The 21,596-nt window shown below is 72.7% G+C and carries 20 protein-coding genes and 1 tRNA gene; 13 read left to right on the forward strand and 8 right to left on the reverse strand.

The window, feature by feature from the left end; translation table 11 throughout:
* Nucleotides 1-5 precede the first annotated feature (5 nt).
* The 3 genes from ACLV7J_RS06070 to ribD are packed head-to-tail and all read left to right on the forward strand — an operon-like array spanning nt 6 to nt 4,260.
* Nucleotides 6-2,561: a GH116 family glycosyl hydrolase gene (locus tag ACLV7J_RS06070; RefSeq protein WP_411868221.1), complete on the forward strand. Its 2,556-nt coding sequence runs from the start codon at nt 6-8 to the stop codon at nt 2,559-2,561.
* Between the two features lie 53 nt (nt 2,562-2,614).
* Nucleotides 2,615-3,151, forward strand: coding sequence for a DUF3122 domain-containing protein (locus ACLV7J_RS06075; protein WP_411868222.1), 537 nt, complete (start codon nt 2,615-2,617; stop codon nt 3,149-3,151).
* Nucleotides 3,148-4,260, forward strand: a complete 1,113-nt coding sequence (ribD, locus tag ACLV7J_RS06080; RefSeq protein WP_411868223.1) for a bifunctional diaminohydroxyphosphoribosylaminopyrimidine deaminase/5-amino-6-(5-phosphoribosylamino)uracil reductase RibD — start codon at nt 3,148-3,150, stop codon at nt 4,258-4,260. The genes ACLV7J_RS06075 and ribD overlap by 4 nt, the downstream gene beginning before the upstream one ends.
* Here ribD and ACLV7J_RS06085 read toward each other — a convergent pair.
* Complete coding sequence (locus tag ACLV7J_RS06085) at nt 4,250-4,990, reverse strand: potassium channel family protein (RefSeq protein ID WP_411868224.1); 741 nt, start codon at nt 4,988-4,990, stop codon at nt 4,250-4,252. The genes ribD and ACLV7J_RS06085 overlap by 11 nt on opposite strands.
* 133 nt (nt 4,991-5,123) lie before the next feature.
* The gene (locus tag ACLV7J_RS06090) at nt 5,124-5,825 is read right to left on the reverse strand and encodes an SOS response-associated peptidase (protein WP_411868225.1); all 702 of its coding nucleotides are present in this window, start codon (nt 5,823-5,825) and stop codon (nt 5,124-5,126) included.
* A 164-nt stretch (nt 5,826-5,989) separates the two neighbouring features.
* Here ACLV7J_RS06090 and ftsH point away from each other — a divergent pair, with 164 nt between their 5' ends.
* The 6 genes from ftsH to ACLV7J_RS06120 all read left to right on the forward strand — a co-directional run bounded on the left by ftsH (nt 5,990) and on the right by ACLV7J_RS06120 (nt 10,860).
* On the forward strand, nt 5,990-7,870 hold the full coding sequence (ftsH, locus tag ACLV7J_RS06095; RefSeq protein WP_411868226.1) for an ATP-dependent zinc metalloprotease FtsH: 1,881 nt from the start codon (nt 5,990-5,992) through the stop codon (nt 7,868-7,870).
* Nucleotides 7,871-8,029: 159 nt separating this feature from the next.
* The gene (argF, locus tag ACLV7J_RS06100; protein ID WP_411868227.1) at nt 8,030-9,028 is read left to right on the forward strand and encodes an ornithine carbamoyltransferase; all 999 of its coding nucleotides are present in this window, start codon (nt 8,030-8,032) and stop codon (nt 9,026-9,028) included.
* 114 nt (nt 9,029-9,142) lie between these two features.
* Nucleotides 9,143-9,814, forward strand: coding sequence for a transcriptional repressor LexA (lexA, locus tag ACLV7J_RS06105; RefSeq protein WP_411868228.1), 672 nt, complete (start codon nt 9,143-9,145; stop codon nt 9,812-9,814).
* 98 nt (nt 9,815-9,912) lie between these two features.
* Nucleotides 9,913-9,985, forward strand: a tRNA-Ala gene (locus ACLV7J_RS06110).
* Between the two features lie 137 nt (nt 9,986-10,122).
* Nucleotides 10,123-10,413, forward strand: coding sequence for a hypothetical protein (locus tag ACLV7J_RS06115; protein WP_411868229.1), 291 nt, complete (start codon nt 10,123-10,125; stop codon nt 10,411-10,413).
* Nucleotides 10,414-10,599: 186 nt separating this feature from the next.
* Nucleotides 10,600-10,860, forward strand: a complete 261-nt coding sequence (locus tag ACLV7J_RS06120) for a cell division protein SepF (RefSeq protein ID WP_255127346.1) — start codon at nt 10,600-10,602, stop codon at nt 10,858-10,860.
* 15 nt (nt 10,861-10,875) lie between these two features.
* Here ACLV7J_RS06120 and ACLV7J_RS06125 read toward each other — a convergent pair whose 3' ends face one another.
* A complete protein-coding gene (locus ACLV7J_RS06125; RefSeq protein ID WP_411868230.1) occupies nt 10,876-12,429 on the reverse strand; it encodes an apolipoprotein N-acyltransferase in 1,554 nt (517 codons plus the stop codon).
* A 58-nt stretch (nt 12,430-12,487) separates the two neighbouring features.
* Between ACLV7J_RS06125 and ACLV7J_RS06130 the strand changes: the two genes are divergently transcribed.
* The 4 genes from ACLV7J_RS06130 (at nt 12,488) to ACLV7J_RS06145 (ending at nt 15,624) form a co-directional block, all read left to right on the forward strand.
* Entirely contained in the window at nt 12,488-12,850 is a 363-nt protein-coding gene (locus ACLV7J_RS06130; RefSeq protein ID WP_411868387.1) for a phasin family protein, read from the forward strand.
* Between the two features lie 65 nt (nt 12,851-12,915).
* Entirely contained in the window at nt 12,916-13,530 is a 615-nt protein-coding gene (locus ACLV7J_RS06135) for an FKBP-type peptidyl-prolyl cis-trans isomerase (protein WP_411868231.1), read from the forward strand.
* Nucleotides 13,531-13,770: 240 nt separating this feature from the next.
* Complete coding sequence (locus tag ACLV7J_RS06140; RefSeq protein ID WP_411868232.1) at nt 13,771-14,370, forward strand: superoxide dismutase; 600 nt, start codon at nt 13,771-13,773, stop codon at nt 14,368-14,370.
* A gap of 396 nt (nt 14,371-14,766) precedes the next feature.
* Nucleotides 14,767-15,624 (forward strand): hypothetical protein, encoded by an 858-nt coding sequence (locus tag ACLV7J_RS06145; protein WP_411868233.1) that lies wholly within the window; start codon nt 14,767-14,769, stop codon nt 15,622-15,624.
* Here ACLV7J_RS06145 and queA read toward each other — a convergent pair.
* The 5 genes from queA to lipB all read right to left on the reverse strand — a co-directional run bounded on the left by queA (nt 15,616) and on the right by lipB (nt 21,577).
* Nucleotides 15,616-16,785 carry a tRNA preQ1(34) S-adenosylmethionine ribosyltransferase-isomerase QueA gene (gene queA, locus ACLV7J_RS06150; RefSeq protein WP_411868388.1) on the reverse strand — a complete coding sequence of 390 codons (1,170 nt, stop codon included), beginning with the start codon at nt 16,783-16,785 and terminating at the stop codon, nt 15,616-15,618. The genes ACLV7J_RS06145 and queA overlap by 9 nt on opposite strands.
* A gap of 55 nt (nt 16,786-16,840) precedes the next feature.
* The gene (locus ACLV7J_RS06155) at nt 16,841-18,199 is read right to left on the reverse strand and encodes a dihydrolipoamide acetyltransferase family protein (protein ID WP_411868234.1); all 1,359 of its coding nucleotides are present in this window, start codon (nt 18,197-18,199) and stop codon (nt 16,841-16,843) included.
* A 116-nt stretch (nt 18,200-18,315) separates the two neighbouring features.
* A complete protein-coding gene (locus ACLV7J_RS06160; protein ID WP_411868235.1) occupies nt 18,316-18,756 on the reverse strand; it encodes a YlqD family protein in 441 nt (146 codons plus the stop codon).
* Between the two features lie 147 nt (nt 18,757-18,903).
* A complete protein-coding gene (locus ACLV7J_RS06165; protein ID WP_411868236.1) occupies nt 18,904-20,874 on the reverse strand; it encodes an AMP-binding protein in 1,971 nt (656 codons plus the stop codon).
* A gap of 43 nt (nt 20,875-20,917) precedes the next feature.
* Nucleotides 20,918-21,577, reverse strand: coding sequence for a lipoyl(octanoyl) transferase LipB (lipB, locus tag ACLV7J_RS06170; protein WP_411868389.1), 660 nt, complete (start codon nt 21,575-21,577; stop codon nt 20,918-20,920).
* Between the last annotated feature and the right edge of the window lie 19 nt (nt 21,578-21,596).

Here is a 21,596-nt window from a genome sequence, read left to right on the forward strand (position 1 = left end):
GCCCCATGGCGCGCTTCGGCCTCTCCGCCCTGAGATCGCTGCTGCGGGGCCAGGGCTCCGGCCGACAGGCCGGCTCCGACTGGCAGGTCCCGGCGGCCAGCTGGAGCCGGCCCTTCGGCCTGGGCTGGGAGCGGCCCTACACGGTGCGCTACGCCAGCAACCTCGACGACGGCCCCAACCACGGCGCCCCCCTTGGGGGCTTCGGCGCCGGCTGCATCGGCCGCGGCCCCGACGGCAGCTTCAACCTCTGGCACCTCGACGGCGGCGAGCACTGGTTCGGCACCCTGCCCGACTGCCAGTTCGCCCTGTTCGAGAGTGACGGGGAGCACAGCCGAGCCCACGCCCTGGCGGTGAAGCCCGAGCGCGATGCCAGCCGCCCCGACGCGGCAGACCCCCTGCCCTCCTGGAGCTGGTACCCGGCCAGCAGCGCCGAGCAGCGCACCGGCACCTACGCCGCCCGCTACCCCCTCACCTGGACCAGCTACGAGGGCGTGTTCGACGCCGAGCTGGCCTGCGAGGCTTTCAGCCCGATCCTGCCCGGCGACTACCAGCGCAGCAGCTACCCGGTGGTGGTGTTCCGCTGGAGCCTCACCAACCCCACCAACCAGCCCCTCGATCTCTCGCTGCTGCTGAGCTGGCGCAACACCACCGGCTGGTTCACCAACACCGACGCCTCGGCGGCCGTCCACTTCCGCGACGACGGCAGCCCCGAGCACAACTACGTGCCCGCCGTCGGCCGCAGCGCCGGCCAGCGCAACCGCTGGATCGACCAGCCGGGCCTGCGGGGCGTGCTACTGGAGGGCGAGCGCTCCAACCCGATCGGCGAGGGCGAAGGCCAGTGGTGCCTGGCGGTGCCCGAGGGCACGGAGCTGGCCGGGCCAGGGGTGAGCGGCCCGCTCGGGGAGGGTGCCCCCCAGATCCAGCGCTGCAGCCGCTGGAATCCGGCCGGCACGGGCGCCGAACTCTGGGAGCCCTTCGCCCGCGATGGCGCGATCCCCGACAGCGACAACGACCGCCGCAGCGGCGATGCCGATCCGGCCAGCGCCGCCCTGGCGGTGCGGCTGCGGCTGGAGCCGGGCGCCAGCGTGGAGATCCCGGTGGTGATCGCCTGGGACCTGCCCGTCACCGCCTTTGCCAGCGGCGTGCGCGACCTGCGCCGCTACACCGACTTCTACGGCGCCAGCGGCGACAACGCCGCCACCATCGCCGCCGAGGCCCTGCGGGACTGGCGCGACTGGCGCGCCCAGATCGACGCCTGGCAGCAGCCGGTGCTGGAGCGGGACGACATCCCCGAACCGCTGCGGATGGCGCTGTTCAACGAGCTCTACGACCTCGCCTCCGGCGGCAGCCTCTGGAGCGCCGCCGGCCCCGGCGATCCCGTGGGCCGTTTCGGCGTGCTCGAGTGCCTCGACTACGCCTGGTACGAGAGCCTCGATGTGCGGCTCTACGGCTCCTTCGCCCTGCTGCAGCTCTGGCCGGAGCTCGACAAGGCGGTGCTGCGCAGCTTCGCCCGCACCATCCCCGCCGCGGACCCCACGCCGCGGCCGATCGGCTGGTATTTCACCCAGGGCAAGGGCCGCGTCGAGGCCGCCCGCAAGGTGGCCGGCGCCACCCCCCACGACCTGGGTGCCCCCAACGAGCGCCCCTGGGATGCCAGCAACTACACCGCTTACCAGGACTGCAACCTCTGGAAGGACCTGGCCAGCGACTACGTGCTGCAGGTGTGGCGCACCTTCAAGCTGGCCCCCGGCGGCGAAGACCTGCGCTTCCTGGCGGACTGCTGGCCGTCGGCGGTGCAGGCCCTGCGCTACCTGAAGACCTTTGACGCCAACAACGACGGCCTGCCCGACAACGGCGGCGCCCCCGACCAGACCTTCGACGACTGGCCCCTGAAGGGGGTGAGCGCCTACTGCGGCGCCCTCTGGATCGCGGCCCTGGAGGCGGCCCTGGCCATGGCCCAGCAACTGCAGCTCGCCATGGAATTGGACACCTCCCACGAGCAGCGGGAGTTCAGCGGCTGGCTGGAGCAGTCGCGCGCCAACTTCGACCGCCTGCTCTGGAACGGCGAGTACTACAACATCGACGCCGAGAGCGGCACGCCGGTGGTGATGGCCGACCAGCTCTGCGGCGACTTCTACGCCCGCCTGCTGGGCCTGCCCCCCGTGGTGGCCGGCGAGCGGGCCCAGAGCGCCCTGAAGGCGGTGAAGGAAGCCTGCTTCGAGGGCTTCCAGGGCGGCAAGCTCGGGGTGGCCAACGGCCTGCGCCGCGACGGCACGCCCCTGGATCCCAACGGCACCCACCCCCTGGAGGTGTGGACCGGCATCAACTTCGGCCTGGCCTCCTACTACCGCCTGATGGGCGACAGCGGCACCGCCTTTGCCATCATCGGCGCCGTGGTGGAGCAGGTGTACGCGGGCGGCCTGCAGTTCCGCACCCCGGAGGCCATCACCGGCGTGAACACCTTCCGCGCCTGCCACTACCTGCGGGCCATGGCGATCTGGGGCCTGTGGGCCACCCACACGGGCTGGCAGCCCATCCCCGGCGCCGAGCGGGAGGCCTGACGGCCCCCAGGCAGGCTGGCCCCATGGCCCCCACTGCAAGTCCCCATCGCTCCATGACCCTGCCCTCCCCCAGGCCCCAGACGCCGCCAGGGCTGCTGCGCCCCCTGCTGGCCCTGGCGATCGCGCTGCTGGCCTGGCTGGCGGCGCCGCCGGTGGCCGTCGCCCAGGTGCACGCCCACCCGGATGAGAACGGCGCCTCGGTGGTGCGCAGCCTCGAGAGCCTGCGGGACCTCGACTACCGCAGCTGGCAGGTGGTGGCCTACCGCCAGGGACCGCCCGGTGGGCCGGTGACCCTGCGGATCGTGGGCTATCCGGGCAAGGTGCGCCTCGATCACCCCACGGCGCTGCTGGTGCGCTCCGGCCGCCAGAGCTGGCAGCTGGACGACATCACCACCGCCAACCCCAAGCTGGCGCTCGACGGCCGCGATGCCGCCGCCGAGTTCAACCTGGCGCCGCTGCTGGCAGACCTGCAGCAGAACCGACCGCTGCGGCTGGAGCTGCCCGGCGTGTTCGTGGAGCTGCCCGTGCCGCCCTACGTGGTGGGCGAGTGGCGCAGCCTGCCCGACTGGCGGGAGACCGGCGCGTCATGACGGGGAGCCAGCCCGCCGCCGCTTCGGCGCAGCCCGGCGTCTGGCTGCCCTGGATGCGGCGGGCCCTGCAGCTGGCGGCCCTCGGCGCCGGCCGCACCAGCCCCAACCCCCTGGTGGGCTGCGTGGTGCTCGATGCCGACGGTCAGCTGGTGGGCGAGGGCTACCACGCCCGCGCCGGCGAGCCCCACGCCGAGGTGGGGGCCCTGCGCCAGGCGGGCCCCCGGGCCCGGGGTGGCACCGCCGTGGTGACCCTGGAGCCCTGCTGCCACCACGGCCGCACGCCCCCCTGCAGCCAGGCCCTGATCGCCGCCGGCGTGGCCCGCGTCGTGGTGGCCCTGGCCGACCCGGACCCGCGCGTGGCCGGCCAGGGACTGGCGGAACTGCGGGCCGCCGGCATCGAGGTGGTGCAGGGGGTGGGCGAAGCCGAGGCCCGGGCCCAGAACCGCGCCTTCCTGCACCGGGTGCGCAGCGGCCGGCCCCTGGGGATCCTCAAGTGGGCGATGAGCCTCGATGGCCGCACGGCCCTGCCCAACGGCTCCAGCCAGTGGATCAGCGGTCCGGCGGCCCGGGCCTGGGTGCACCGGCTGCGGGCCAGCTGCGATGCCGTGATCGTGGGCGGCGGCACCGTGCGCGCCGACGACCCCCTGCTCACCAGCCGCGGCCAGCGTCAGCCGGAGCCGCTGCGGGTGGTGCTGAGCCGCCGCCTGGATCTGCCCGAGGGCGCCCGCCTCTGGGACCAGAGCACGGCCCCCACCCTGGTGGCCCACGGCTACGGGGCCCCCGGGCGACCCCGCTTCCGCCTCGACGACCTGGGGGTGGAGCGGCTGGTGCTGGAGCCCTGCGAGCCCGACACCCTGATGCAGGCCCTGGCCGAGCGGGGCTGCAACCAGGTGCTGTGGGAGTGCGGCCCGGAGCTGGCCGCCACCGCCCTGCGCCAGGGCTGCATCCAGCAGCTGGCCGCCGTGGTGGCCCCGAAGCTGCTGGGGGGCGACGCGGCCCGCACCCCTCTGGGGGATCTGGAGCTGGTGGATGTGAACGCCGCCGCGTCCATGACGGACGGGCACCTGCAGCGCCTCGATCACGACCTGCTCTGGCAGCTCAGTCTCTAGGGCCCTCCCCATCGCGGCGGCCATCACCGGCGGAGCCGCCAGGGCCGCCCACCGACTCCTGCACCGTGAGCCGGCTGATCAGCAGCGCCATCACCACCGCCACGTAGGTGGTGCCCACCAGCGCCAGCACCACGCTGGCCATCTGGGCCTGGGGCGTCACCGGCAGGATGTCGCCGTAGCCGGTGGTGGTGAGGGTCACCAGGGCGAAGTAGTGGAAGCGAATCATGTCCAGCTGCTGGACGGGCACCCCCGGGCTGAAGGCCGAGGTGCGGGGCACCAGCAGCTGCCCGCCCGCGTGGTGCACGCTGGTAAAACTGCCCGGGTGCAGGGTCTCCAGGGCGCTGAACAGCAGGCCGGCGGTGAGCCCCAGCAGCAGGTAGCCGGCCATCGCCCCCTGCAGCACCGGCCCATGCACCACGGGCTCGCGGGCCAGGGCCTTCACGAGCCGCACGCTGCTCCAGCCCACGAACAGGGTCCAGAGCACCAGCACCGGCAGGCCGCTGCTCTTCAGGCCCACCGGGGTGAAGTGCCAGAACAGGAAGGCCACCAGGCTGAGCAGGCCCAGCAGCCAGTAGCCCAGGCGCACCCAGCGGCGAAAGGGCAGATCGGGGCTGGCCTGGCCAATGCCCCGCAGCAGCACCAGCGGCAGCAGCGCGAAACAGCTCACGGCCACCATCCGGTTCCAGACCGGCGGCAGGGCATAGGCGCCCACCAGCACCAGGCAGAGCACCAGCAGCCGCCCGTAGCTGCGGTGCCGCCGCCGCAGGGCCTGGGCCGAGGCGGGTGGCGGCGGGGAGTCGGGCCGATGGGGAGCAGGGGACAGGGAACCAGGCTCCAGCCGATCTGGCTCGATTGTGGGCCCCTCAGCGGAACAGATCCAGCTGGGCGGCCCCGGACCCGGCAGCCCCGCCGCCGACGGTCGCCGCGCCCGCCGACCGGGTGCCCCGGGGGCGATCCGTCCGCGCCGCGGGCTCCAGCAGCTCCCAGCCGGCCGGATCCCAGCCCGCCAGCAGCGGCTCCAGGGCCCGCAGCTGCGGCCCGTCGGCCGGCGCCAGCCAGGCCTGCTCCAGGCCATCGGGAAGGATCACCGGCATCCGATCGTGCAGGGGGCGGATCAGGCCATGGGCGGCGGTGGTGAGCACGCAGCAGCTCTCCACCTCGCTGCCCTCCGGCCCGATCCAGCGGTCCCAGAGGCCCGCCAGCCAGAAGGGGGCCCGGTCGCAGCGGCGGATCAGCCGGCCCTTTTCATAAAAGGCATCGGCGGGCAGCAGGCAGCGGCGGTGGCGCCAGGGGCCCCGGAAGCTGGCCTTCTCGGCCACGGTCTCACTGCGGGCGTTGAAGGGACGGGGCCCGGCCAGGGGATCGCGGCTCCACTCGGGCAGCAGGCCCCAGAGCATCAGCGCCGTGCCGATGCGCCCGTGCTCCTGGCGCAGCACCAGCACCGGCTCCCCGGGGGCGATCCGCGACCGCGGCGCGTAGTGCTCCAGCAGCCCCTCGGGCACGGAGTCCCCCAGGCGCGGCAGCAGCCGGTCCAGGGCGGTGGTGAGGGAGAAGCGGCCGCACATCGCAGGCGGGGAACGGGAGGGATGCGGCCCCGGCAGGCGGACCGGACGGGCGGGCTGGATGGGCGGTGGGGCCGCCGGCGTTCGGTTCTCACCCCTGGCGGTGGAGGCGCCGGGTCAGGGGGGCCACCTAGTTTGGGCCCATTGAATCGCCAGCCCGCGAGCCCATGGCCATCCGCCAGGACGACACCCCCCCGAACAGGCGCTTCGGCATCATCAACCTGGTGCTGATCGGCTTCGGCGTGCTGCTGCTGTTCAGCAGCTTCCTGCCCAACCAGGGCGCCCAGCAGGTGCCGCGGGTGCCCTACTCGCTGTTCATCAACCAGGTGGATGACGGCAACGTCAAGCGGGCCTACATCACCCAGGAACAGATCCGCTACGAGCTGAAGGAAGCCCCGGCGGAGGGAGCCCCCACGGTGCTCGCCACCACGCCGATCTTCGACATGGATCTGCCCCAGCGCCTGGAGCAGAACGGGGTGGAATTCGCCGCCGCCCCGCCCCAGAAGCCCAGCTTCTTCACCACGCTGCTGAGCTGGGTGGTGCCGCCGCTGATCTTCATCCTGGTGCTGCAGTTCTTCGCCCGCCGGCAGATGGGTGGGGCCCAGGGGGCCCTCAGCTTCACCAAGAGCAAAGCCAAGGTCTATGTGCCCGATGAGGAATCGCGGGTGACCTTCGCCGATGTGGCCGGCGTGGATGAGGCCAAGCAGGAACTCACCGAAATCGTCGACTTCCTCAAGACCCCCGAGCGCTACGCCGCCATCGGCGCCCGCATCCCCAAGGGCGTGCTGCTGGTGGGCCCCCCGGGCACCGGCAAGACCCTGCTTTCCAAGGCCGTGGCCGGTGAGGCGGGCGTGCCCTTCTTCATCATCTCCGGCTCCGAGTTCGTGGAGCTGTTCGTGGGCGCCGGTGCTGCCCGGGTGCGCGATCTCTTTGAAGAGGCCAAGAAGAAGGCCCCCTGCATCATCTTCATCGACGAACTCGATGCCATCGGCAAGAGCCGTTCGGGCTCGATGGGCGTGGTGGGCGGCAACGACGAGCGGGAGCAGACCCTCAACCAGCTGCTCACCGAGATGGACGGCTTCGCCGCCCAGGACAAGCCGGTGATCGTGCTGGCGGCCACCAACCAGCCGGAAACCCTCGACGCGGCCCTGCTGCGCCCCGGCCGGTTCGACCGCCAGGTGCTCGTGGATCGCCCCGACCTCTCGGGTCGCAAGATGATCCTGGACATCTACGCCAAGAAGGTGAAGCTGTCCGCAGGCGTGGATCTCGACAAGATCGCCCAGGCCACCAGCGGCTTCGCCGGCGCCGACCTGGCCAACCTGGTGAATGAGGCGGCCCTGCTGGCGGCCCGGGCCTACCGCACCACCGTGGAACAGGGCGATCTCAACGAGGCCATTGAGCGCGTGGTGGCCGGCCTCGAGAAGAAGAGCCGGGTGCTGCAGCCCGACGAGAAGAAGGTGGTGGCCTACCACGAGGTGGGCCACGCGATCGTGGGGCACCTGATGCCCGGCGGCAGCAAGGTGGCCAAGATCTCGATCGTGCCCCGGGGCATGAGCGCCCTGGGCTACACCCTGCAGCTGCCCACCGAGGAGCGCTTCCTCAACTCCAAGGAAGACCTCGAAGGCCAGATCGCCACCCTGCTGGGCGGCCGCAGCGCCGAGGAGATCGTGTTCGGCGAAGTCACCACTGGCGCCGCCAACGACCTGCAGCGCGCCACCGACATCGCCGAGCAGATGGTGGGCACCTACGGCATGAGCGACACCCTCGGCCCCCTGGCCTACGACAAGCAGGGCGGCAGCCGCTTCCTCGGCGGCGGCAACAACCCCCGCCGGGTGGTGAGCGACGCCACAGCCCAGGCGATCGACAAGGAGGTGCGCGGGCTGGTGGATCGCGCCCATGACCGGGCCCTCTCGATCCTGCACCACAACCGCGAGCTGCTCGAATCGATCTCCCAGCAGATCCTCGAGAAGGAGGTGATCGAGGGCGACGACCTCAAGAACCTGCTGGCCAGCAGCGTCCTGCCGGAAGCCGCCGCCGTGGGCGGCTGAGGCCATCCCCCGACCGGCGCGGCCGGTTCGCGTCGAGGGGCCCCCAGGGGGTCCCTATTTCATGGGCGCTCGATGGCGCTGGGCCTGGGCCTGCTGTGGCTCCCTCCCCCTTGACGGACAGGCCCCCGATCCCGGATAAGGGTTCTTTGAGACGGGTCCATGGCTGTTCCGAGCGCCGCCACCTCCCCCCTCGCCAGCCACCCCGTGCTCGCCGGCCTCCAGGGCCGCGACCTGCTCTCCTCCGCCGACCTCAGTCCCGCCGAGACCGAGGCGCTGCTGCTGCTGGCCGCGGACCTGAAGGCGGGCCGCACCCGCATCGACCTGGGCGGCCGCACCCTGGGCCTGATCTTCAGCAAGGCCTCCACCCGCACCCGGGTGAGCTTCACGGTGGCGATGGCGCGCCTGGGCGGCCAGACCCTCGACCTCAACCCCCAGGTGACCCAGGTGGGCCGCGGGGAACCCGTGGCCGACACGGCGCGGGTGCTGAGCCGCTATGTGGATGCCCTGGCGATCCGCACCTTCGCCCAGGCTGAGCTGGCGGAGTATGCCCACTGGGCCACGGTGCCGGTGGTGAATGCCCTCACCGACCTGGAGCACCCCTGCCAGGCCCTGGCCGACTACCTCACCCTGGCGGAAGCCTTTGCCACCGCCCCGGACGGCCGCCTGGAGCTGGAGCGCCTGCAGGACCTGACCCTGGCCTACGTGGGCGACGGCAACAACGTGGCGCACTCGCTGATGCTCGGCGGCGCCCTGCTGGGGGTGAACGTGCGCATCGGCTGCCCCGAGGGCTTCGCCCCCAGCCCCACGGTGCTGGAGCAGGCCCGCCAGCTCGCCGCAGGGCGCTGCAGCATCGAGGTGCTGCATGAGCCGGTGGCGGCGGTGCGCGGCGCCCATGGCCTCTACACCGATGTGTGGGCGTCGATGGGCCAGGAAGAGGAACAGGCCGAGCGGGAGCGGGCCTTCGCCGGCTGGTGCCTCGACGAGGCCCTGCTGGCCGAGGCCGACAGCCGCGCCATCGTGCTGCACTGCCTGCCGGCCCACCGGGGCGAGGAGATCAGCGCCGGCGCGATCGAGGGCAGCGCCAGCCGCGTGTTCGACCAGGCCGAGAACCGCCTGCACGCCCAGCAGGCCCTGCTCGCCGCCCTGCTGGGGGGCTGAAGCCGGCTCCCCGCCCATGGGAGCAGCGGTGGTGGACGGGGACAATCCCGCGCCAGCACTGGACAAGTGCGCCGCGCTCTGCCATGAATGGCAGATAGTTCATCCGTATTGCCGGTGATCGCCAGGTCCGCGGGCTCCCTCGCCACCACCGCCTCCACCACCGCCGCCTCCTCCAGCGACCAGCCGCAGGCCCTCACTCCCGCCCAGCAGGAGCTCTACGACTGGCTGGTGGCCTACATCGGCGATCACCGCCACAGCCCCTCGATCCGCCAGATGATGGAGGCGATGGGGCTGCGCTCGCCCGCGCCGATCCAGAGCCGGTTGCGGCATCTGCAGCAGAAGGGCTGGATCACCTGGCAGGAGGGCCAGGCCCGCACCCTGCAGCTGCTGGGCAGCCTCAGCCGCGGCATTCCCGTGCTGGGGGCGGTGGCCGCCGGCGGCCTGGTGGAGGCCTTCGACGACGTGTGCGAACGGCTCGACCTGGCGCCGGTGCTCGAGACCCAGGGGCTGTTTGCCCTCAGCGTGAACGGCGACTCGATGGTGGACGCCCACATCGCCGATGGCGACGTGGTGCTGATGGAGCCCGTGAGCGAGCCCAGCCGCCTCAGGGAGGGCACGATCGTGAGTGCCCTGGTGCCCGGCAGCGGCACCACCCTCAAGCACTTCCACCGCGACGGCCGGCGGGTGCGCCTGGAGGCCGCCAACCCGGCCTACGCCCCGATCCTGGTGGACGCCGACCAGGTGACGATCCAGGGCCGACTGGTGGCGGTCTGGCGCCAGGTGTGAGGGGGCGGGACCCGCTGCGGTGTAAGCTCTTCCCATCGGCAGCGGGGCCAACGGCCCACGCGAGGCGACCAGCGCTTCGCGAGCGAACCGATTCCTACGGGGCCATAGCTCAGCTGGTAGAGCACCTGCATGGCATGCAGGGGGTCAGCGGTTCGAATCCGCTTGGCTCCACTTTTCAGAAACTCCTGCCTGTCAGGAGTTTTTTTTTATGGGCGGATCTCGGGTGAAGCTCCCCGGCCACCTGCAGGGCCAAGAAGGCAGCCGCAGGTGGCTGTTCTTACCGTGACGGCGTCACTGTTCCGCTGCCGATGATCAGGGTTGCCTCCGTTGGGGCCGGCATCGCGCTGGTCCTGGTCAGCGGCTGTGGCCGACCGGATACCCGGGCCCTCCAGAAGCTGGCCTGCGAGCAGGTCGCCACCAGCATCGATCTCCAGTCCGTGGGCCAGCTCGATGCGCTGCGCAAGGCCCTCGGCGTGGCCCCGGGGGTGGATCCCATCGCCTCCTGCCGGGCCCTGGGCGTCCAGATGGAGCCCAAGCCACAGCCGCAGGGCACAGGCACAGGCGACGGAGAGGGCGAGGGCGAGGGCGGCGAGTCCTGAACCGGCGGGCGTCCCGAGACCAGCCAATGGCCCCCCAGAGATGGATGGTCTCGCTTCGGAGCCTGGCGTGCGGCGGGATTCCAGCGGCTCCCGTTGGCCAGGGGAGAGCAAGGCAACGCCGCTCAGGTCCCGATCCGATGGGGAGTGGCCTGGCCCCAGGCCGCCAGGGCAGGCACCCTTAGACCCATGGAGGATCCCTTTTACAGCCGGCAGCCCGAAGTGGTGGTGGTGCACCCCCTCTCCTTCGAGGCGGGCTGCGATGCGCTGCTGCACGTGCGCGAGCAGAAGACCCTGCTGGTGGACCTCTCCGGCCTGGAGCCGGCCATCGGCCAGCGGGTGGTGGACTTCCTCACGGGCGCGATCTACGCCCTCGACGGCACCGCCGCCCGGATCGGGGAGCAGGTGTTCCTGTTCGCGCCCGAGAGCACCAGCTTCAGCCGGGACTGACCCCCAGGCGTCGGCTCAGGGGCGCCAGCGCCAGCGCAGCAGCCCCCCGACCAGGGCCAGCAGCAGCAGGGGCAACTCCCCCAGCCGGGCATAGGGGGTGAGCCCCACCAGGGGCTGGACCAATAGCAGCGCCGTGGCCGGCCGCCCCGCCGGCAGCTGCTGGCGCACCGCACCGGCGGCATCCACCACCAGGCTCGGACCGGTGTTGGCGGAGCTCACCAGCCAGCGGCCCGCCTCGATCGCCCGCAGCTGGGCCAGGGCGGCGAACTGGCGCTGCAGCAGCAATGGATAGGGATCGAGGTTGGCGCTGGCCAGCAGCCAGCGGGCCCCATCGCGGCTGGCGGCCGCCAGGGCGCTGCCGTCGGAGATCTCGTAGCAGATGGCCACACCGATGGGCCCCGCCGGCCGGCTTAGCAGGCGCGAGGCCGAACCAGGGCTGAGCCCCCCCACCGCCGAGAGTCCCGACCAGCGCAGCAGCCCGCCCAGGGGCACCCACTCCCCCAGGGGTACCAGGCGGTGCTTGTCGAGCCAGCCCGCAGGGGCGAGCGCCTCAGGGGGGAAGCGCAGCAGGGCACTGCGCTGCTCGACGCCCTGCTGGCGGAAGCCGCCGCTGAGCACCTCCACGGGCGCCTGCAGCGGCAGGGCCTGACCCAGGGCCAGGGCCCCCTCCGGCAGCAGCACCGCCTCCGCCTGGAGCTGGCTGGCCTCCCGCTGGGCGGCGGCCAGGCGGCCCAGCAGGCGCTCCTGCTGCAGGGCGCTGAACTTCTCGCGGGTGGGAATCGCCGGCTGCACCACCAGCAGCGGCACCGGGGGCAGGGGCAGTCCCGGCAGGGGCGCACGGGCCTGGTCCAGACCGGCCGCCAGGGCAGGACTCCCCGGCTCCCGCAGCCGCACCCGTGGCAGCGCCGCTGCGCTGGCCTCCCCGGGCTGCAGGAGGCCCCAACCCAGCAGGTGCAGGGCCGCCACCGCCGCCAGCCAGCCGGCCAGGAGCCGGCGCCAGCCCCGGCGCCCGGCCAGCAGCGATGCCAGGAAGCGCCACAGGCCCCAGCCGAGCAGCAGCTGCAGCGCCGCCAGCCCACCGGCCCCCGCGAACCGCGCCAGGCCCGCCAGGGCCCGATCGCCCGGCAGGGCCGCGGCCCCCAGGCCGATCCAGAACAGCGGGCCCTTGGCCAGCAGCACCTCCGCCAGGCCCCACAGGGCCACCCCCAGCAGGGCCGTGCTCCAGCGCTCGGGCCCTAGCCGCTCCATCAGCGCCCGCCAGCCCGCCACCAGCAGCCCGCCCAGCAGGGCGATCAGCAGCAGCAGCAGCCAGCACAGGGGCAGGCTGAGGGGCAGGGGCACCCCGATCCAGTCCAGGGGATGGAGCCCCAGCAGCCAGCGGTGGCTCACCAGCACCGCCACCAGCCCCCACAGGCCGCCGGCCCAGGGGCCCTGGCTCCAGAGCGGCACCAGGGCCAGCCACAGCAGCGGCGGCCAGCCCAGGGGCGGCAGCGCCAGCCCGGCCAGGGCGCCGGCCAGGGCCCCGACCAGGGGGGCGGAGATCCACCAAGGGCGCCGGTTCTCTGCCATGGCCACGACGCTACGGAAGCGCCAAGGTCAGTGGCAGCTGAGCAGCGGCCACCGCGCCATGGACCCCACCAACCCCCTCCAGCAGCTTCTGCTGCGCGGCCTTGGCACCACCTCCCTGGTGGCGGATCGGCTGCGGTCCGTCACCCAGGCCTGGGTGAGCAGCGGCCGCCTCGATCCCGCCCAGGCCAGCGCCCTGGTGGACGACGTGCTGGCCAGCCTGCGCGGTGAGAACCCGGACCTAGAACGGCAGACCGAGCGGCAGCTGGAGCGCAACCTCGATCAGCTGCTGCAGGACGTGGGCCTGGCCCGCCAGCGGGAGGTGGACGAACTGCGGGGCCGCATCGATCGGCTCGAGCAGGGCCTGCGCCAGCTGCGCACCGGCGGGCCGGCCGGCGGCAGCGCCCAGGAGTTCAGCGACTGAGGCCACAGCCCCGCGCCGGGCAGGCGCTGGCAGAATCCCTGATTCACGGCGCCACCTGCCCTGCCATGCGCGACATCCTGATCAGTTCGGCGGTCTGCGTGGCCTGCCTGCTCCTGGCCCTGGTGAGCCAGCTGGTGGCCCCCTCCACCGTGGCCGCCGCCGTCCCCGCCAGCCCTGCGGCTGCCGTTGCAGCGCCTGCAGTGGTGAGCGCCGCCCGCGGTTTCGAGCTCGATCCCGACGACCCCAACCCCACCCTCTTTGCCATGGCCAGCGACAGCCCCGACCCCCAGATCGCCAGCTCCGGCGCCAGCGCCCTCGGCGGCGACATGGTGGCCGCCAAGGAGCGCGTCACCCCCAGCGGCCTGCGCATCACCGACCTGGTGATCGGCGACGGCCCCGAAGCCAGCTCCGGCCAGAACGTCTCGGTGAACTACCGCGGCACCCTGGAGAGCGGCAAGGAATTCGACAGCAGCTACGGCCGCGGCCCCTTCTCCTTCCCCCTCGGCGCCGGCCGGGTGATCAAGGGCTGGGATGAGGGCGTCGCCGGCATGCGCGTGGGCGGCAAGCGCAAGCTGGTGATCCCCTCGGATCTGGCCTACGGCGAGCGCGGCGCCGGCGGCGTCATCCCCCCCAACGCCACCCTGATCTTCGAGGTGGAGCTGCTCAAGGTCGGCAACTGAGCGGCTTCCAGCCCCCAAGCGCCCGCGCTGCCTTAGCAGCAGCGGGCGGTTTTTTCGACACGGCGGGCGACCCTCGCCACCGGATGTGATCATTAAGATCACGGCTCCGGGCTCCGTCAGCGACGGTGCGCCGATCGGATCAGCGCCTGGCCTCGGCGCCTTGCCCCGGCGAGGTCCAGCCCACGTCCAATCCAGCCCACGCCCGCCACGGCGGGCTGTCCCCAAGCTTTTCCCAACCCCATGGCTCACACGCTGCCCGCGCTGCCCTACGGCCTCGATGCGCTCGAGCCCCACATCTCCCGCCAGACCCTCGAGTTCCACCACGGCAAGCACCACAACGCTTACGTGACCAACCTCAACAACCTGGTGGCCGGCACCGAGCTGGAGGGCAAGAGCCTGGACGAGACCATCACCGCCGTGGCCGGTGACGCCAGCAAGGCCGGGGTGTTCAACAACGCCGCCCAGGTGTGGAACCACAGCTTCTACTGGCAGTGCATCAAGCCGGGCGGCGGCGGCACCCCCACGGGCGCCCTGCTCGACAAGATCAACGCCGATTTCGGCAGCTTCGAGAAGTTCGTTGAAGCGTTCAAGGCCGCCGGCGCCACCCAGTTCGGCAGCGGCTGGGCCTGGCTGGTGCTCGACAACGGCACCCTCAAGGTGACCAAGACCGCCAACGCCGATCTGCCCCTGGCCCACGGCCAGAAGGCCCTGCTCACCATGGATGTGTGGGAGCACGCCTACTACCTCGACTACCAGAACCGCCGCCCCGACTACATCACCACCTTCCTCGACAAGCTGGTGAACTGGGACTTCGTGGCCGCCAACCTGGCCGCCGCCTGAGCGACGACGGTAGGCGAGCACTGAGCTCTCCTACCCCATGGCCCCCGGTGATCCCGGGGGCTTTTTTGTCGTCACCCCGGGGCACCCTGGACCTGGGACATCAACAATCGTTCCAGAAGCGCTGACTGGATCTCCGCTGTTGCAGACCATCCAAGGGTCTGATCTGCTGTCGCCCGGATGTTCAAGCCCACCACCCTTGCCCTCAGTGCCGCCCTGTTGGTCGGAGCGGTGGGTGCCCCGCTGACGGCGGAGGCGCGCAGGGGTGGTGACGGGGGTGGGGGGTTTCACGGGGGCGGCGGCTTCAGTGGGGGCAGCTTCAGCCGCGGGGGCGGGGGCGGCTACCACTTCAGCGCCCCCAGAGTCGAATCAGCGCCACGGGTTGAATCAGCACCCCGGATGGAATCGGCGCCAGTTGAGCGAGCTGCGCCGATCGAGCGCGCCGCACCGGCGTACCGAGCCACGGATCGGGACCTGAGTCCGGGCTACGGCGGCAGCCATCCCCTCTATGGAGCCGGCAGCCGCACCGCCTGGACCGGCCACAACATCTCCGCCGACCAGTTCCGGCGTTTCAACCAGGGTGGCGGCAACCGCAGCTGGGGCAACCTGGACAGCACTCGCCTCAACGGCCAGGTCAACCGCGAGGCCAACTTCTACAACCGCAACTACGGCGGCTGGAACACCAGCTGGGCCGATGGGGGGTACTGGGGCAGCCGGCCCTGGGGCTATGGCTGGTACAACTGGAGCCCCGACACCTGGGGTTGGTGGGGGGGCTCATCGCTGGGCTGGGGCCTGGCGGCCCTGGCCGGTGCCGATGTGATCAGCTCCCTGGTCAACGCCGCCTCCGAGCAACAGTCGCCGGTGATTGAGGTGCCCGACAGCGACTACCAGCTGAATTACGCCACCGTGGACTCGGTGGGCACAGGCGGCGCCGACTTCAGCTACGCCATCGCCGACAGCCCGCCGATCAAGGGGGCCGCCAACTGCCAGCAGGGCCTGCTCGACGGCCAGGTGCCCAGCACGGCCGCCCAGGCCCAGCTGCTCAATGCCGCCTGCCAGGTGGCCTACGGGCCCGACCCCAAAGGCACCCCACTTCCGGAAAACCTGGCGGGCAGGCTGCCCGGCTGGCTGCGGGACCTGCTGCTGTTGGCCCTCGGCGCTGGACTGGCGGTGGCGGGCTGGCGACTCCTTGAGACCCGCCAGCGTCCGCCAGCCGCCAAGGCCGACGAGCACCATGCCCGGGTGACCTTAGGCTGATCCCGTGGGCTGCGCGCTGCTGAGCACCGCCTCCGGCGCGATCCACATGGCATCGCCGAAGGAGAAGAAGCGGTACTCGCGCTCGATCGCCTCGGCGTAGAGGGCGAGCAGCCGCTCGCGGCCGATCAGGGCACTCACCAACAGCAGCAGGGAGCTCTTGGGCAGGTGGAAGTTGGTGAGCAGCCCCTGCACCACGGCAAAGCGGTAGCCGGGCTGGATCACCAGGTTCACCGGGCCGGTGTGGGGGCGCAGATCGCCCCCGTGCAGCTGGGCCACCGCCTCCAGGCTGCGCACCGAGGTGGTGCCGATGGCGATCACCCGGCCGCCACGGGCGCGGCAGGCGGCCACGGCCTCCACCAAGCGGGGGGTGACCTCCACCCATTCGCTGTGCAGCTCGAGGTGGCGCAGGTCTTCGGCTTCCACCGGCCGGAACGTGCCCAGCCCCACGTGCAGGGTGGTGGTGGCCAACTCCACCCCCCGCGCCCGGATCGCCTCCAGAAGCGCATCACTGAGGTGCAGCCCGGCGGTGGGGGCGGCCACGGCACCGGGCCGGGCGGCGTAGCGGGTCTGGTAGCGCTCGTTGTCGCTGGGATCGTGCTCGTGGATGTAGGGGGGAAGGGGAATGGCGCCGTAGCGCACCAGCAGCGGCTCCAGGGCCGCCGCATCCCGGCACTCCGGCGGAAACTGCACGATGCGGCCGCCGGTGCTCGGATCACTGCCGAGAACCTGCACCGCCAGGGGCGGCTGACCATCTGCCACCAGCTCCAGCCAGTCGCCGGGCCTGAGTTTCTTGGCCGGCTTGGCCAGGCAGAGCCACTGGCCGGGGGCCGGCGCCACCCCCTCCGCCTCGGTGGCCGAGGCTGACGGCAGCGGCTGCCAGGGCTCCAGCACCAGCAGCTCCACCGCGCCGCCCGTGGGCCGGCGCGCCTCCAGCCGCGCCCGCAGCACCCGGGTGTCGTTCACCACCAGCAGATCGCCCGGCCGCAGCTCCTCCTGGAGGTCCCAGGCCGTGCGATGGCGTGCGTGGGGGGCTGAGCCCACGCCCGCGGGATCCACCACCAACAGCCGTGCGGCATGGCGGGGTTCCACCGGCCGCTGGGCGATCCGCTCTTCCGGCAGGTGGAAGTCGTAGCTGGAGAGCCGCAGATCAGCGGGATCCATCGAGGGCATCGAGCGCGAAGGCGAGACAACGGGGAGCATGGGCACCCCGCTGCACTCAGAGGGCCAGGCTCTCGGGGTTGGTCTCGATCAGCTGGGCGAGATCCTTGAGGAAGGCGGCGGCGTGGGTTCCGTAGATCACGCGGTGGTCGGCGGTGAGGTTCACCTGCATCTGGTTGCGGACGCGGATCGAGCCGTCCTTGCCCGCCACCACCGTGGGACGGGAGGCGGCCACCGCCAGGATCGCGCCGGTGCCCGGCGGCAGGATCGCGTCGAAGCGATCCACCCCGAACATGCCCAGGTTGGAGAGGGTGAAGGTGCCGGTGCTGTACTCCTCGGGCTTGAGCTGCTTGCTGCGGGAGCGGGCCACCAGGTCGGCCCAGTTGCGGGCCAGGGAGTAGAGGTCCGTGCGGTCGGCATTGGCCAGCACCGGCGTGATCAGACCGCCGTCGTCCATGGCCACGGCCACGGCCACGTTCACGGCGCCGGGGTAGATCATGGCGGTGTCGCTGGCGGCGGCATTCACCTGGGGATGGCGGGCCAGCACCACGCCCACGGCCTTGGCCAGCAGCGCCGTCATGGTCACGCCCTTGGCCTTGACCTGCTTGTAGAAGGCATCCAGCCGATCGGTGGTGATCGTGTAGCCCACGTGGAAGGTGGGAACCGCCAGGCTGGCGTTCATGTTGCGCACCACCGCCGCCTGCAGGGTGTTGAAGGCCACGCTCTCGCCGGGGCGCCCGAAGCTCTGGCCGGCGGGGGCGGCCGCCGGAGCCGCGGCGCCAGGGGCGGCGGTCCCGTTACCGGCAGCCGCCACAGCGGGGCCCGAGCCCTCGGCCACCCGCGGCACGGCCACGGTCAGCCCCAGGGCCCGCTCCACGTCCTCCGCCTGGATGCGGCCGTGGGGGCCGCTGCCCCGCAGGGTCTCGAGGGCCACGCCGTGCTGGGCCGCCAGCTTCTTGGCCCGGGGCGACGCCACCACCCGGCCGGAGGCCACCGGGGCGGGGGCGGGAGCCACGGCAGCGGGGGCCGCGACGGGAACCGGAGCAGGAGCCGCTGCGGCCACCGGAGCCGGCGCGGGAGCGGCAGGGGCTGGGGCCGCAGCGGGTGCCGCAGCGGGTGCCGCAGCGGCGGATCCGGCGGCCGGAGCCTTGGCCGCCGCCTCGGCGATCTCGGCCTCGGTCTCCACGATCAGGCCGATGGTCTCGCCCACCGGAGCCGTGCCGCCGGCCGGCATCAGCACGGCTGCCAGGAAGCCCTCATTGAACGACTCCACGTCCATGTCGGCCTTGTCCGACTCCACCACCAGCACCGACTCGCCGCGGGCGACCTTGTCGCCGGGCTTCTTCAGCCACTCCACGATCTTGCCCTCCGTCATGGTGGAGGAGAGGGCCGGCATGAAGATTTCGTGGGTGGCCAACGGAGGTCTGCCGCGCAATTGGGGCGGATTTTACGTGGCTTGCGGACGCGACCCGCTGGCCTGCGGGCGCGGCCCGGCGGGGGGATGGAGCCGCCGGGCGCCCGCTCCGGCCGGGCTCAGGCGCCCTCGATCGCCTCGATCACGCCGTCGCGCACCACCACCGCCACCTGCAGCTTCTCCACCAGGTTGTCGCCCACCCGCACGTCGGTGAAGCTCTCCAGCTGGCCCTGCTCCACGATCTGCTCCAGCTCCAGCTCGCGCACCTGGCGCTGCTGCTCCAGCAGCTGGCGCTTCTGCTCCTCGAGTTCGGCCCGCTTGGCGGCCACCTGCTCCTGCACCGAGGCCACCTGCTCCGACACGCGGGGATCGAGGGGGTTGGCGCTCTGGCTGCGGATCGCGTCCACCACCTGCTGGCCCTCCTGCTCCAGCTGGGCCAGCTGGCCGTCGCTGCCGGCGATGGCGTTGCTCAGCTCCCGCTCGGCGTCCTCCTTCCAGCGGGGGGTCACCACGGCCCGCACCGTGATCGAGCGCTTGATCGAGAGGGAGCCGTCGGCCATGGAAGCAAAAAAGCAGAGCCCAGGCTGTCAGCCGGGATCCTGGGGGTCAACGGCCGGATCGCCGCACCCGGGGCCGCCCGGCGCCCCAGCTGCAGCCGCAACCCCACCGCACGGCACCACCCGGCCCTGCCCCGCGGGACCACGGGGTCAGCGGCCGTAGATCGCCTCGATCGCCGCGGCATCCCGCTGGGTGATGCGGTCGCGCTTCTGCTTGAGGGTCTGGGTGAGCAGGCCGTTCTCGATGCTGAAGGGCTCCACCAGGGCCACGCTCCCCAGGCGCTCGTCGGGCCGGGAGCCGGGCCGGGCCGCCAGGCGGCGGTTGAGCCGGCCGGTGAGCGCCTTGAGCAGCGCCGCCTCGGCGCCGGCGGGGGAGCCGTCGGGGAAGGCCGGCGGCGGGGTCAGCCCCTGCTCCCGGGCGAAGGCCGCCAGGGGCTCGGGCCGCGGCACGATCAGGGCGCCCAGCTGGCGCCGGTCCTGGCCCACCAGCATCACCTGCTCCACCAGAGAGCAGGCCGCCAGTTCCTCCTCCAGGGGACCGGGCTCGATGTTCTCGCCGCTGCTGAGCACGATCGTGTCCTTGGCCCGGCCGGTGAGCACGAGGGAGCCATCGCTCAGCAGGTGGCCCAGGTCGCCGGTGTCGAACCAGCCCTCGGCGTCGATCACCTTGGCGGTGGCCTCCGGCTTACCGAAGTAGCCCGCCATCACCTGGGGCCCCCGGGCCAGCACCCGGCCCCGCTCGCCCCAGCCGAGGGTGGCGCGGCCCTCCAGCTCCACGATCTTGAGGGCCGTGCCCGGCAGGGGCTGGCCGGCGCTGCCGCGGCGGTTGGCCCAGGGGCGGCGGCAGGTGAGCACCGGTGCCGTCTCGGTGAGGCCGTAGCCCACCAGCAGCTCGATGCCGATCGCCTCGAAGAAGCCGTCCACGTGGGGAGCCAGGGCGCCGCCGCCGCTGATGGCCGTCCCCAGCCGACCGCCGGCCAGCTGGGTCCGCACCTTGGGCCAGAACAGGCGCGCCGCCAGGGCATGCAGGGGCCAGCTGCCCGCCGCCAGGGCCGCACCGGCCAGCCGATCCAGGGGGCCATGGGGGCTGAGGGTGAGGTCGCGGGCGCGGCGCTTCTGGGCGCTGTGGAAGCGGCTGATGGCCAGGGCCCGGCCCAGCAGGCGCTGGCGGCCCGGCGGCATGGCGGCCACGGCATCCTCGAAGCCGGCCAGCAGGGCCTCCCACAGCCGCGGCACGCTGATCAGATACTGGGGCCGCACCCGCTGTAGATCCGCCTTGAGGTGCCGAAGGGTCGTGTAGGTCTGGCGGCAACCGCAGCTGAGCAGCAGGTATTCGGCGGTGCGCTCATAGGCGTGCCAGATCGGCAGCACGCTGAGCACGTGGTCGCCGGGCCGGGGCGCCACCGCCACGCCCAGGGTGCGGATCTGGTGCAGCAGGTTGGCGTGGCTGAGGGGCACGCCCTTGGGCTGGCCCGTGGTGCCCGAGGTGTAGAGCAGGGTCGCCAGCCGCTCCTCGCCGCCCGTGGGCCAGGGCGGCACGGGCGCCTGGGCGCCGCGGGCCAGGAAGTCGGCCCAGCCGAGGCAGGGCACCACCGGCGCCTCGGCGCCCCCCTCCCCCTCCAGCACCAGCACGAAGCGCAGCTGCCCCAGCTCCTCGGAGCCCAGGGCCAGCTGCCGCAGCAGCGCCGCCGACTCCACCACCAGACCGATGGCGCCGGAGTCCCTGAGGATGTAGCGCAGCTCCTCGGCCGGGGCGGCGCTGCCCCGCACGGCGTCGGCGGCGCCGGCACGCATCAGACCCTGGTCGGCCACCAGCCAGCGGGGGCCGTTCTCGGCGAACAGGGCCACCACGTCGCCCGACCGCACCCCCAGGGCCGCGAAGGCCGCCGCGGCCTGGTCGATCCGCTGCTGCAGCTCGCTGTAGCTGAGGGTTTCCGGCGGCTTGGCGTGGGGGGCCTCCACGGCCACCGCCGCGCCGTAGCGCTCCGCCAGCGTCGGCCAGAGCTGCTCGAGGCCGCTGATGCCGCTCCAGTCGTCGCGCAGGGCCAGGGCGCGGTGATCGCTGCGATCGGCGCTCCAATGGATTTCGGCGCGGCTGGAGCTCCGGGTGGAGGGGGCCATCTCGGTGGGCGCGCTCAGCGCGGTGGCGGACTGAGGGGCATCGTTACAACCCCTGCAGGATTTCGGGGGCCCGAGGGGGACGGAGCGCCAGGTTGAAACGCCGGGCGAAGGCCGCCAGCAGCCGGGGCCGCAGCTGCGCCGCCGTGAGCTCCGGCCGCCAGTCCAGCAGGCGCCCCACGGGCCGATCGGCGATGCCGCAGGGCACGATCGCGCCGAAGCCGGCCAGGTCGCAGTCCACGTTGAGGGCCAGGCCGTGCTGGCTGATCCAGCGCCGCGCCCCCACGCCGATGGCCGCCAGCTTGCGGCCCTCCAGCCACACGCCGGTGAGCCCCGCCACCCGCTCCCCCTCCAGCCCCAGCTCCGCCAGCAGATCCAGCACCACCCCCTCCAGCTCCCGCAGGTAGAGGTGCAGGTCGGCGCCGTGGCGCTGCAGGTTGAGCACCGGGTAGAGCACCAGCTGACCCGGGACGTGGTGGGTCACCTCACCGCCCCGATCGATGCGGAACAGGGGCGCCGGCGGCGCGGCCGGATCGAAGCCCAGGAAGGCCTCACTGGCGCCGCGGCCCAGGGTGTAGCAGGGCTCGTGCTCCAGCAGCAGCACCGCGTCGGGGCCGGCCGGATCCGCCAGCAACCGCGCCTGCAGCTGCCGCTGCCAGCCCCAGCCCGTGGCGTAGTCCACCGGGCCTGGAGATTGGAAACAGATTGCGTCAGCGGCTGGGGTT

The organism is Vulcanococcus limneticus LL, from assembly GCF_943369875.1.
In the GTDB taxonomy this organism is placed as follows: domain Bacteria; phylum Cyanobacteriota; class Cyanobacteriia; order PCC-6307; family Cyanobiaceae; genus Vulcanococcus; species Vulcanococcus limneticus_A.